Annotated in this window: 9 protein-coding genes; all 9 read left to right on the forward strand. The window is 34.0% G+C overall.

Annotation, left to right across the window (positions count from 1 at the left end):
• Positions 1 to 5 precede the first annotated feature (5 nt).
• The 9 genes from ACFSR1_RS00385 to ACFSR1_RS00425 all read left to right on the forward strand — a co-directional run bounded on the left by ACFSR1_RS00385 (position 6) and on the right by ACFSR1_RS00425 (position 12979).
• Complete coding sequence (locus ACFSR1_RS00385) at positions 6 to 1367, forward strand: hypothetical protein (RefSeq protein WP_378288512.1); 1362 nt, start codon at positions 6 to 8, stop codon at positions 1365 to 1367.
• Positions 1295 to 5521, forward strand: coding sequence for an RHS repeat-associated core domain-containing protein (locus tag ACFSR1_RS00390; protein WP_378288513.1), 4227 nt, complete (start codon positions 1295 to 1297; stop codon positions 5519 to 5521). Before ACFSR1_RS00385 ends, ACFSR1_RS00390 begins: the two co-directional genes overlap by 73 nt.
• A gap of 2 nt (positions 5522 to 5523) precedes the next feature.
• Positions 5524 to 6267 (forward strand): hypothetical protein, encoded by a 744-nt coding sequence (locus ACFSR1_RS00395; protein WP_378288515.1) that lies wholly within the window; start codon positions 5524 to 5526, stop codon positions 6265 to 6267.
• 3 nt (positions 6268 to 6270) lie between these two features.
• Positions 6271 to 6891 carry a hypothetical protein gene (locus ACFSR1_RS00400; RefSeq protein ID WP_378288517.1) on the forward strand — a complete coding sequence of 207 codons (621 nt, stop codon included), beginning with the start codon at positions 6271 to 6273 and terminating at the stop codon, positions 6889 to 6891.
• Positions 6892 to 7266: 375 nt separating this feature from the next.
• Positions 7267 to 8964, forward strand: a complete 1698-nt coding sequence (locus ACFSR1_RS00405; RefSeq protein ID WP_378288519.1) for a carbamoyltransferase family protein — start codon at positions 7267 to 7269, stop codon at positions 8962 to 8964.
• Positions 8965 to 9131: 167 nt separating this feature from the next.
• Positions 9132 to 9809, forward strand: coding sequence for a hypothetical protein (locus tag ACFSR1_RS00410; protein ID WP_378288521.1), 678 nt, complete (start codon positions 9132 to 9134; stop codon positions 9807 to 9809).
• 59 nt (positions 9810 to 9868) lie between these two features.
• Complete coding sequence (locus ACFSR1_RS00415; RefSeq protein ID WP_378288523.1) at positions 9869 to 10267, forward strand: hypothetical protein; 399 nt, start codon at positions 9869 to 9871, stop codon at positions 10265 to 10267.
• A gap of 136 nt (positions 10268 to 10403) precedes the next feature.
• Positions 10404 to 12608 carry a PAS domain-containing protein gene (locus ACFSR1_RS00420; RefSeq protein ID WP_378288524.1) on the forward strand — a complete coding sequence of 735 codons (2205 nt, stop codon included), beginning with the start codon at positions 10404 to 10406 and terminating at the stop codon, positions 12606 to 12608.
• Complete coding sequence (locus tag ACFSR1_RS00425) at positions 12605 to 12979, forward strand: response regulator (RefSeq protein ID WP_378288526.1); 375 nt, start codon at positions 12605 to 12607, stop codon at positions 12977 to 12979. The genes ACFSR1_RS00420 and ACFSR1_RS00425 overlap by 4 nt, the downstream gene beginning before the upstream one ends.
• Positions 12980 to 12999 lie beyond the last annotated feature (20 nt).

A 12999-nucleotide genomic window follows, 5' to 3' on the forward strand; every position in this document is an offset into this window, starting at 1 on the left:
CCATCATGAATAACGAACATAATCCCATAGCACAATTAATTACAACAATTCAGCAAAAATGGATTGATGAAGTAAGCCCATATGATCATATCAAATTGGTTCGATGGTTAATAAAACCGGATCAAGCTAGATTATATGAAGGTTTCTTACGTTTAGAATCTACTCCAAATGGAGGTTTATCGGATGTCCCAATTGTGCTCTTAACGGCTTTTGAAAATAAAGAAACACATAGCAAAAAATTAATAAAAGATTGGATTGAAACGTTTAAAAAAGACGAAAAACTGCAGAAAGATCTGGATGCCAGAAATCTAAAATTTGATTGGAGTGTTTCAGAATATGAGGCAAAACTCGAAAATGAAAATACAGATTGTAATGTATTGCTGTTAGAAATGCTAAGTACGTTTCAAAAAGCAATGCCCAATCCCCAATTGCACTTGGCGTTGTCTCTGTATCCCTATTCTATAGAAGAAACTGCAGCATATGGAAAATGGATTGATATCCTTTTACAGTTAGGGCTACCTGATAAAGTACGATTGATGTTTTTTGATTATGTTGAAGAAAGATATTTTGATAAGCTTACAAAAACACATAATGACATTTCTAAATCATTAGCCGTACCATTAGATTTACAGGGTGCGATAAATAAAATAGCTTCTGCCGGAGACCCAAACGACCCAGAAGTACAATTTAGACAATGCATGATCGAAATGTCTAAAAGTGTTACAAAAAAGAATCTACCCAGACTTCATGATTGGGGAAAGAAAGGATTAATGATTACACAGAAATCTGGTAGCAAATCTGCTTTTGCAACAGCTCATGTAATTTACGCCGGAATGCTTTTTAATTTTAAAGAGTATAAAATTATAGAAGAATTGCTGCAAAAAGGCTTGGCAATAGCAAAACAAGGATTATCCACTGGAGAAGATACTTGTAAACCTATCATCATACAAAGCTATGGATATCAAGCTAGTTGTAAACAGTTACAAAAACAAAAAGACATTGCAGCTGACTTGTTCTGTAAACAAGCAAATATCTCTATTGAATATGGTTTTGGACCACAAGCGTTAACAGCCTGGTGGTTGGGATATAATGTTATTAAAAAACGAGATAAAAAAAGGTATTCCGATATTGTTACTGAAGCATACCAATATGGTGTTTCGTTGGCTCCAGAAATGATTAAATCTACCTGTATGGCATATATCGCAGCAGATTATTACAACATCTGTGACCAAAACAGAAATAAAGAAGAATGTGAATCTATAAACATCTATATGACAGAAATTGAAGGTGAGGGTTGGAGAGAAAAAGTAGAGGAACATCGCAAAGAAATGGAAAAAAAGAGTCTTTCAATATTAAACTGGTTCTAGATATGTTATTAGCAAGTAAACATTTTACCCCTGTTATCGGAATTGATATTCATATCGTGATCATTCCTCCCGGAGTTCCTGTACCCATACCTCATCCGTATATCGGTATGGTGGTAGATCCTATGGATTATGTTCCAATAATTGGCTCTACAGTAAATGTAAACTGTGTTCCAAAGGGGAATAGTGGTACCGCTGGAATGATCGGCACTATGATTCATATTCCTATGGGTGGACCTTTTGCTATGGCTCCGATGATAGGTCACGACTCTATGAACTTTTTTGGAAGTACAAAAGTAAGTGCTGAAGATGCATACTTCACTCCTGCCGGATATATGACGATGACCTGTAATGATATCGGAATGCCGTTATCTTTGACGCCAGGTAAGAAAATGAAGCCGATACCAAGTTTATACTTACCCTCATCTATGAGTGTTCCGCTACCTATGGGGAAACCCGTAAATGTTGGAGGCCCTTATGCTCCAGATTTAATGGGTATGCTAATGGCGCTGGTGATGTCTTATGGTTTTGGAGCATTAATGAAAGGTGCCGGAAGAGGTTTAGCGAAATTGAATAAGAGTGTGTTGCAAAAATTCCCAGCAACCCAAGGACTAGGTAAAAAATTGTGTAAAATGGGATTCGAGCCGGTCGACCTTGTTACCGGTCGCATGGTATACGAAGGAGAAGACTTTAGCATTGCCGGACAAATACCAATCCGTTGGGAACGTAATTGGTACTCAGATTCTGGATATGAAGGAATGATGGGACACGGAATGCATTGTAATTATGATCTTGCCTTGCACATCGATTATGATGAAGATGCGATCGTAATGCGTCTGCCAGATGGAAGAATTACTTCATTCCCTATGTTACTCACAGAGAACCAATCTTTTTACAATAGAACCGAAAAACTTACTCTAACATATATTGATGGCACTACGTATGAAGTTACTGATCATCAATCACAAGAAATATACACATTTACCAAATATACCGACACATTATATAAACCAACCAGCTTAAGAAATCCCGAAGGTTTTAAAATCCAATTCATTTATAACGCAGTATATCAATTAGAACAAATTATTGATACTGCAGGTAGAAAAATTGACTTAGAGTTAGATGAAGAAAATAGAATAACCGAAGTTACAGCAACTCATCAAGGAGAAACTCGAACATTAGTTCAGTATGCATATAATGAAGAAGGAGATTTAACCAAGATCATTGATGCATTAGATCAAGCAACCGTAATGGAATACGAAAACCATCTGATGATCAAAAAAACGGATCGAAACGGTCAAGCTTTCTACTGGAAATATGACGGAAAAACTACCGGTGCTAAATGTATTGAGACTTGGGGAGATCAAGGGATTCTTTCAGGAACCATCGAATACAACAAAGGATATAATATAGTGACCAATTCACTAGATCAAGAAAGTATTTATTATTTTAATAACTTGAATCTTTGTACACAGGTTACAGATCCCATGGGTGATCATATTTTCCATGAATATACACCTTATATGGAACCCTATCGTGATATCGATGAAGAAGGAAATATAACAGGATACAGTTACGACGAACGAGGAAATTTAACCGGTTTACACCAACCGGATGGTTCTGTTATTGGATTTGTGTATGACGACAAAGACCGATTGGTGCTTACAAAAGATCCCGCAGGTGGATCTGTAGTAAAAACTTTTGAAAATGATCGCCTACATGCGGTTATAGGTTTGGATGGCGGTGTTACCTCTTTTGAATATAATGAGCAAGGGTTAATTAATGAAGTTAGGGATAATGCAGGAAACAGAACCAAACTAGACTATGATGAAGATCATAACTTACATAAACTTATCTTGCCCAACGGAGCAGTATCTAACTGGGAATACGATCCTTGGGGAAGATGTTTACATACTAGAAACTCAGAAGATCATCAACAGCAGTTCTTCTATGATGAACTAGATCGTATTTATCAAATAAGACAAGCAGATACTAATATCATCAAACTAAAATACAATGCCTATGATGAGGTCATCCAAACAATAGATCAGAAGAAACGTAAGGTCAATTTTGAGTATACTCCGTTGGGAAGCCTCAAAATGAGAGAAGAAAACAGTGCAAAAGTCTATTTTAAATATGATACCGAAGAGCAACTCAATACCATTACCAACGAACATAATGAGTTTTATCGCTTCTCCAGAAATGAAAAAGGTGAAATTATCCGAGAAATTGGTTTTGATGGATTGACCAGAAAATATGATCGTGATCGCGCAGGAAAAGTATTAAAAGTAAATCGCCCTGATGATAAATATACAGAGTACGAATATGACCTAAACGGAAGAATTACTCGAGCAGAACATAGTGATGGCACCTGGGAAACCTATAGTTACGATCTTAATGGAAATCTGATCGAAGCCGTTAATGAAAATAGTCGTGTACAACTCATAAGAGATACTGCAGGAAGAATTATCGCAGAAAATCAAGATGGACATCTGGTAGAAAGTGAGTATGATTCTTTAAGCAATAGAACCAATATTACCAGTAGTCTGGGAGCAAATATAGCACTTACCAGAAATAAACTAGGACTCATCGAAGAGATAAACGCCACGAGTTCTTCCTCTTCGGAAGGAGAGATGTCCGCCTCAGGCGGACAGAGAGGTTGGCAAGCTCAATTTGCTCATAACAGCTTAGGAATGGAAGTAGAAAGAATACTTCCTGGTGGTATCACAAATCATATTGAATACGACAATGCTGGTAGACCAATCCAGCATAAAGTTACTGCTGGTAACAGAGAAATGCGTCATCGTACGTATACCTGGAATGTTAATGATCGATTGACCAAAATGGTAGATCAATTAACCAAAGGTACTGTAGCATATGGGTACGATGAGTTTAACAATCTGGCATCCGCACGTTATGAAAATAAACAGTTTGATTATAAGCTACCGGATGAAGTAGGTAATTTATATAGAACCGAAGGCAAAGGAGACCGTAAATACGGAACCGGAGGACAACTTCAAGAAGCCAATGGTAACAAATTTAAGTACGATTCTGAAGGAAATCTGATTACCAAAATCACTGCAAAAGGAAATTGGGACTACGATTGGTACGGCAACGGAATGTTAAAATCTGTCACGGACCCTAAAAATAACAAAACCGAGTTTGAATACGATGCACTCGGCCGCCGTACTGCCAAAATAACAAGTGGAGCCCTGAGCGGAGCCGAAGGGCGAAATAGTAAGATCACCAGATGGGTCTGGGACGGCAACGTTCCACTCCATGAATGGAAATACGATCTCAATCAAAGACCCGAACTGGTAGTAGACGAATACGGCATGCTCAAAGAAAGTAAGCCCGAGCCTATAGAAAACCTAATAACTTGGGTATTTGATGAAGGTACCTTTAAACCAGCTGCCAAGATTACAGAAGATGACTCCTACTCTATCATTACCGACTATCTCGGTACTCCTGTAGAAATGTATAATTCTAAAGGCGAAAAAACTTGGCAGGTAGAATATGATATTTACGGAAAAGTACGTAAACTTGTAAAAGGTTCATTGAATGGTTGTCCGTTTAGATATCAAGGACAGTACGAAGATGTAGAGACTGGATTGTATTATAATGGTTATCGCTATTACAACTGTGAAAGTGGAACATACATCAGTCAAGACCCAATAGGTTTAAATAGTAGAGAGTATAATTTATATACCTATGTACTCGATAGTAATTCAGTAATAGATCCCTTAGGTTTAGATTGGAATTATGTTTTAGAGGATTCAAGTGGGAATCCCTATTATCATGGGAGAGCATCAGATAAACAGAGCATGAAAGACGTAGGGAGAAGACACTCCAAAACAAAAGGAACTGATGGTGCTAGATTTGGGAAAGGTGATAAAATGAGAAGAGTAACTCCTGTTGGAACACCAAAGGATTCAGTAAGAGGTGTTGAACAAAAAGGTGTTGCTGAAAATGATTTATTAGGCCGAAACAGTGATAAAGCAAGAGGAAATAAGATAAATGGTATGTCAGAAAAGAAACAAAAAACGACCAAGGGTAAAAGAAGACTTAAAGCTGCAGATAAATTACTAGATGGAAAAAAACCTAGTCAGTTGCCTTCACTAGATGAATTAGAATTTAAAGATTTAGGATGTAAATAATTATGAATATACATAAATTACTAGAAAATGAACTTATCACTCATGATGATTTAATAGAAAGCATTTTTGCTGAATATAAAAAAGCTGATAAAAAAAAATATGTTGCTCTATTCTTATCTAGTTTTCATTCTAACAAAATTGAATGTCGTAGTGGTTTACCGGTTTTTGCAATTCTTCAAAGCTTTCCAGCTCATGAATTCGAACTTAGAGAAGGTCAGAAACTTTCACGGATATCACCATGTAATATATGCTCTAATTATCAAAAAATAGAATCAGATACAGAATTGATTGAAGAATCATTTGAAGATGTCGGTGGCTTGACTGGTTTCCAATTATTGGATTATTCTTACTATTTAAACCAAACAAACCAATTAGAGACCGTAACACCAACTGAAGAAGATTACAGAATATTCTCGGAAATTTTAGAAATATTGAGTACTGCTGATAGCGATGAAACCGTTAAAAAAACAGTTCAAAAAAATATATCTAAAATAAAAGGATTTAAATCTGATTCTGAACAAAGGCAAGCACTTCTAGAAACTTTAGGCTACTGTAGTATATTAGAAACGAATGAACATAAGGGTTTGTTAAATCAATATACTAATTTGGCTGTTGCTCCAACAAAAACCCATAGCTCTGACTGGAACTATCCGGTAGATTTTTGGTTAGGCAAAGATGGAATTAATAAAGAAGCACTGAAGTTCTGGTTTGGAGACCATGCTGAACTTCAGAAATTCTGGGAGTAAACTATGAATAACCTTTTAGAAGCCGTAAAAGATAAAGTAGGCTCTTTTTTAATAGATAAAGGATATACAAAAAGAGGTAAAAACGATTTTATTAAGAAAGAAAAACTTCATAAAAGAGAAGAAGTGATTTCTTTTTCTTCCAGAAAAGGAAGAGCCCCGCATACAGATCAAACATATATTGGTGTTACATCTGGCATTTATTATAAAGAAGTGAACTCTTTAGATAAAAAAATAATTCAGGATTTTTTAAATTCATATCCTATAATTACTGGATCCATCGGTCATTTTAAAGACACAGATAACAACTTTATTTCCATCCCTATTAATAATTCGGATCAAATAGAAAATGTTGCCAATGAAATTATTCAAAATATTGAGGATGGTGCTTTTAACTTATTCAACAAGTTTCCAACACTAGAAAATATTTTAAAACAAATTGACAACAAACATGAATGGCTTAATGATTACCATAAGTTTAAAAAAATAAGACGCCAAGTAAGAGTCGCTGCAATGCATCTTCTAGCCTATGATAAAAGTACTGCTATACATTGGTTTAAAGAAAACTCCCTAGATACTGAAAAATCGAAATCAGAAATCATAAAAAAAATGGAAGCTAATTGGTGAATTCGATTATGTTTTTCGATATTCCTGAATCTACATGTAACCTAATCACCTGGGTATTTGATGCGATCGAAAGTTAAAAAATAGTCCCGTGGACTATTTTAGTGAAGAGGAGAGCCTGTGCGTTGATAAAAACCTGCCGCCAAAATCACAGAAGACAACTCCTACTCTATCATTACAGACTATCTCGAGGACAGAACGTAAAGAAACAGTCTTATAGATTGTGAAAAATTAAATCATTTAGGCAAAAAACCAAAAACACTTTTAAACCATTGAAACTAATGTAGATTTCATTAAATCAAATTCTTTTTCCTACTTCTTTTTGTATCTTTAAAAAAGATAATAACTTAATAAAGTCTTTACCCTACTAACTGATTTATGAATAAACCGATATATGTTTTGGGTACAGGTCTTTCACATAATGGATCAGCTGTTTTACTAAAAGATGGTAAAGTTTGTGTCGCCATAGAAAAAGAACGATTAAGTCGTATTAAACATGATGGAGGTAACGATTATTTGGCTATACAATACTGTCTTGATGCAGAAAATATAAAACTAAGCGATATTGATTTGGTAGTACAATGTGCTAATTTCGAAATTCCTGAACGAAATCAATATAAAGGGAAACGAATTTTTGCCAATACTGATTTCCCAAAAATCGTAAATATCTCTCATCATTTAGCGCACGCATATAGCGCCGTGGGGACTGCTTCTTTTAATGAATGCAACGTAGTAGTTATTGATGGATGCGGTAGCCCTTTAGACCAGTTTTTACAGCTACATCCAGAGCATAAACATCTCATTCAACCAGACATTATTAAGGAAACCAAGATGCAATGTGAGAAAGATAGTTTCTACTATTTTAATGGGCAAAAACTAATTCCCTTATGGAAAGATTTTAGTGTTATGTCTCCTTTTTCAGAAAAGAACCTTTCAACACCAACTACCAAGCATTCCATTGGAGGGTTTTATGCTTCTGTCAGTAAATATGTATTTGGTGATATGCAGGATGTAGGTAAACTAATGGGTTTAGCTCCATATGGAACTTCTGGAGTGTATAAGGTTGATGCTTTTGAATTTAAAGAGTCTCGCTTATTTATACACCACACTTGGCAGTATCATTTTGACAAACCTTCAAAAGGGTATTCTTATTTCAAGAAACATTTTAGCTATTACGCCAATGTCGCAAAATGGGCACAGGAACAGGTAGAGAAAGCCGTGTTAGAATGTATACAATATAGAACAAATTCTTATCCATCTCAGAATTTATGCTATTCTGGAGGAGTAGCATTAAATGCCGTCGCCAATTCCAAATTACTAGATCTAAAATTGGTAGACAACATCTATTTTGAACCTGCAGCTGGTGATAATGGTTTAGCACTAGGCTGTGCTTTTTATGGATGGTTAGAGCATCTAAACAAACCTAAAACATACCATAACGGTAATACTTGTTTTGGAAAATCGTATACTGATCAAGAAATTGAAAAAGCCATTTCTAACGAATCAATTCATTTCAAAAAACTAGAAAACGAACTGGACTTACTTCATTATTGTGCAAAACAGTTACAAAACGGAAAAACAATTGCTTGGTTTCAGTCAGGTTCTGAATTTGGTCCTCGAGCTTTAGGTAGAAGAAGCATTTTAGCACATCCTGGAATAAAAGGCCTTAAGGACCATATAAATAAAAACATAAAGTTCAGAGAAGATTTTAGACCTTTTGCACCTGCTATATTAAAGGATAAAGTAACAGAATATTTCAAATATGGAAGAAATAGTCCTTATATGATTTTAGTAGACAAAACGAAACCCGAACATGTTGAAGACCTCTTAAACGTTACACATTATGATGGTTCATCCAGAGTACAAACGGTTGAAGAGACTTGGAACCCAATGTTTCACAAACTAATAACCGAGTTTTACAACGTAAGTGGTATTCCGATGGTATTAAACACCAGCTTGAACAAAAAAGGAACACCTATTGTAGAAACTCCTAAAGAGGCTATTAAATTATTTAAAGAAACTGCCATTGACATCTTAATAATTGAAAATTATTTGATTGAAACTAAATTACAATAATAAATGGCTATCAATTTTATAGTTTCTGCTCTATCTAGTTCTCCTTACCTCGCGCAAATAACTCAGAAAAATCTGATTTTGTAATCCAAAAAAAATGGTAAAATATAAAACAATGATTGCTAGAAATGAGGTATAAAAATGTTATTTTAGAGCTAAATTTAATAACAATGCTTTCCCCTAACAGTAAAACCTATCTCCAAGCATACAACACAAAACAAGATAAAAGTATTCCGTTATTAATAATGCAAAAACTAATACAATGGATAGCTTCTACACATCAAATAAAACCTCTTACCATAGTATACGAAACACCAATTGAGTATAGAGGAAGTGCACCAAGATTAACCGTAATCTTTGAGCATCCAGAGGATCAAAAAGTATTCCTTAACAATGACGGTTTCACAGAAAACCAAATCAAAAAACAATCCATATTAAAAAAGTTCATTTCATTAGTTAATGAACTAAATCTTCAAAAGAAATACGACACACAATCCCTTTTTATAGTTTATGATAATTTTTCAGATGCATTTAAGAGTATTTGTTTAAACAAAACAATTCACAAAGGAAAAGGAGAAAATATCATTAGAGATACATTTCCTGAGATAAATTTACTTCAATTTATAACGTATAATTATTGTCTTATTTTATTCTTGGAAACAGAGAACGATCTAACAAGTGCAGCTAACAATGGGATAACAAATAGAATCAAGAAAATCTTATACGACCTAATCAAAAAACAAGATTTATTTAATTACATTTCTTATAAAGATTTTCCGGTGCATTTTGATAGTAAAGAAAATTTAGATAAAAAATTTGGCGGAAGTATGCGAGCCTATTTTAATTGATGAAATATCATTTCCAAATCTATATACTATATAGTATCTTAGAGTTCTAATAACCATCGATGAAAAATCTTAGACTCTATTGCGCACTTGTTTTTTTGCTTTGCATACCTTTTTTAGGAATAACACAAGAAAGTGATTCGGGCTACATTGAGACCGAAGCAATTATAAAAGAAATAAATTTTAAAATTAAAAGTCGTCGCTCCTCGGCTACTGCAAAGGTAACTTATAAGACACTGGAAGGCGATAGCCTTACTAGTACTGTCAAATTAGCACACATTCCATTTATTGGACCATTGGATAAAGAAGGAGATAGAATCACCATTTTGTATAACAAAGAGACACCTCTTTTGCTCACTACCAAAAGTACTTCGTTTTGGCAATCATACGGATTGTATATCCTTATTGGGTTTGGTATCTTGATTCTAGGCTATAGATATCTAAAAAGATCAAAAAGTTAAATCTCTTCATTTTTGTTTATTATAAAATCATTGTACTATAAGTTTAGTACGAACTATTAATTCCCTCAGCGGAAATCAACGTTTCTTTATATGAATCATTTTCGTAACTTTAAGAATAGAATTACCTTCTAGATATATGGCATTTTCAGCGGACGAATTTGAATTTCTAACAGATAAAACTTTATTATTTCTGATTATTTTAGATGATAAAGGAAACATTCTTAAAGTCAACAAACGTTGTGAAGTCCTATTTTCATTACCAATAGGTGAAATTATTGGACAATCTATATACAAATATTTACTGGATGAAGATGAATCAGAATTCAAGGAAACAATTTCTGAACTGTATCGTAATAAATCAAAACTCAATAAAACATTTGGATTTGCTACCTTAATTTCTGATGCTGTTTTATATGTAAAATTTGATCTTGTTTATTATAAAAACAAAATTTATGCTTCAGGAATAGATGTTACTGAAGAAAATGAAGAACATAATTTTTTAATATCCTTATCTAGATTAACAAAAACCGGCGCATGGAATTTTGACCCGATTAATGATAAACTATACTTTTCTAAGGAGTGCTATCGGCTTCACGATTTAAAACAGGGAACTCCTATAACGATGCCTGAAGCTCTCTTGTTTTATCCCAAAGAATCCAGAGAAAGGATCAAAAACTATTGGGATGATCTTATTAATCACGGAATTGCTTACGACTATATAGACCAAATCATCACTAAAAAACGAAAGCAAAAGTGGATACGGGTTATTGCAGAACCGGTTCTTCACAACGGCAAGGTCATTTTTATAAACGGAAGCTTTTCTGATGTTACCGAACAGCACAATTATATAGAGCAATTAAAACACAATGAAGAAACCAAAAAACTAGCGCTTAAAGGTATAAGGTCCGGTTTATTTGATCATTTGATAGAGACAAATATGGTCTTTTATAGCTTAGATTTTAGAAAAATGTTGGGATTACCAATCAGAAAAGATTTTGTACCTGAAGAAACCTTCAGAAAAATGATACACCCTGATGATGTTGATCAAGCTGTAGAAAGACATTTGGAAAATCTTAAAAAATCCGGAAATCATTATTTTAACTACTACCGACTTAAACATTTGGATGGAGGATATCGTCACTATGAAGTACATGGATATAGAAAAAAAAATGAAAAAGGCGATACCATCCGTATGATCGGTAACCTGATCGATGTACAACAAAAAAAAATAAACGAACGTACGATTGCAGAAAATCAAAGTCGATTATTAGCTATGATTAATAATGGATTTGCTTATACAGTTTTACTGGATACAGCCGGAAAAATATTAATGGCAGATGAAAATTCGATAAAGATCATTAAAAGAGATTTTGGAATAGATCCAAGAGTAACCTCTTCTCGTTTTATCGATGTAATGCCGGTTAATTTTAAAAACACCTTTGCGCACGAATTTAATGAAGCTTTAAAAGGCCATACTGTCAAAAAAGAAATCGAAAGAATAATGCACAAGGGTTCTATTCAATGGCTAGAGTCAAAATACACTCCGATTAATGATCAAGAAAACAACGTTAATAGCGTACTTGTAAGCTTTCACGATATTACTGAACAAAAATTAGCCGCACATGCCATAAAAGAAGCACATATAAAAGAACAGGAATTAAGTAGTTTAAAATCAAATATCCTATCAAATTTTAGCCACGAAATCAGAACTCCGCTTAATGGTATCATGACTATTAGTAATCTACTATTACTCGGTGAAGAAAATCCTAAGGAGCGTAAGAAATTAGCCGCTTATTTGGACGAAAGCAAAGAACGTTTGCTTACTACAATAAACAACTTGTCTCACTTTAGCGAGATAGAAACAATTCAAAAAAATCTTAATCTCGTTGAAGTTGATGTAAACTATACAGTAGAAACCTCTTATCGAGAATATCGTCATTTTGCAAATTCAAAAAATCTAAAGTATATTTTGGAATTAGACGAGAGGTGCCCATCTGCCATTATTGACGAAGATATTTTTCATACTGCAATAAATAATATCATTCATAATGCGATTAAGTATACCAATAAAGGAAAAGTAATGGTTAAGGTGAAGGCAAAGAGAAAAAGTATCAAGATCGTAATAAAAGATACAGGAATTGGTATCGGGAAAGGGAATCTACGGAAAATATTTGATCCTTTTATTCAAGAAAGTATAGGTTTGAGTCGTAAATATGAAGGTACCGGAATAGGCTTAAGCTTATCCAAAAGATATATTGAAATCCTTGGTGGAAAAATTAAAGTTATTAGTAAATTAGAACACGGAACAGAGTTTATTATTAGAATCCCCAGAAATATATGAATATACTTTACGTAGAAGATAATAAAATCAATGCGATGGTGATGAATAAAATGCTATCCAAAAACGGATCGAATGTCATTATTGCTGAAAACGGTTCATCGGCATTAAAAATTGTAAAGCAATCACCACTTGATTTAATACTGGTAGATATTAACCTAGGCTTAAATCAGATGGATGGTTGTGAATTATTAAAGCGTTTTAAGAAACTGGATGCCTTAAAAGATATTCCTATATATGCGGTAACGGCCTATGCAATGCCTGGCGATGCTCAAAAATTTCTCAAGATCGGTTTTGATAAATATTTTTCGAAACCCGTTAATTTTGAAAAGCTATTATCTGCTATTTCGAAAGTAAAGTCCAGAATAACATAAAAAAAACGAGCGCTACAAAG

It is taken from the genome of Aquimarina rubra, assembly GCF_042684305.1.
Lineage (GTDB): Bacteria > Bacteroidota > Bacteroidia > Flavobacteriales > Flavobacteriaceae > Aquimarina > Aquimarina rubra.

What these genes read in the sequence shown, in the direction of transcription:
- ACFSR1_RS00385 (WP_378288512.1), top strand. Translation starts at nt 6, where the DNA reads ATGAATAACGAACATAATCCCATAGCACAATTAATTACAACAATTCAG.
- ACFSR1_RS00395 (WP_378288515.1), top strand. Translation starts at nt 5,524, where the DNA reads ATGAATATACATAAATTACTAGAAAATGAACTTATCACTCATGATGAT.
- ACFSR1_RS00400 (WP_378288517.1), top strand. Translation starts at nt 6,271, where the DNA reads ATGAATAACCTTTTAGAAGCCGTAAAAGATAAAGTAGGCTCTTTTTTA.
- ACFSR1_RS00405 (WP_378288519.1), top strand. Translation starts at nt 7,267, where the DNA reads ATGAATAAACCGATATATGTTTTGGGTACAGGTCTTTCACATAATGGA.
- ACFSR1_RS00410 (WP_378288521.1), top strand. Translation starts at nt 9,132, where the DNA reads ATGCTTTCCCCTAACAGTAAAACCTATCTCCAAGCATACAACACAAAA.
- ACFSR1_RS00415 (WP_378288523.1), top strand. Translation starts at nt 9,869, where the DNA reads ATGAAAAATCTTAGACTCTATTGCGCACTTGTTTTTTTGCTTTGCATA.
- ACFSR1_RS00420 (WP_378288524.1), top strand. Translation starts at nt 10,404, where the DNA reads ATGGCATTTTCAGCGGACGAATTTGAATTTCTAACAGATAAAACTTTA.
- ACFSR1_RS00425 (WP_378288526.1), top strand. Translation starts at nt 12,605, where the DNA reads ATGAATATACTTTACGTAGAAGATAATAAAATCAATGCGATGGTGATG.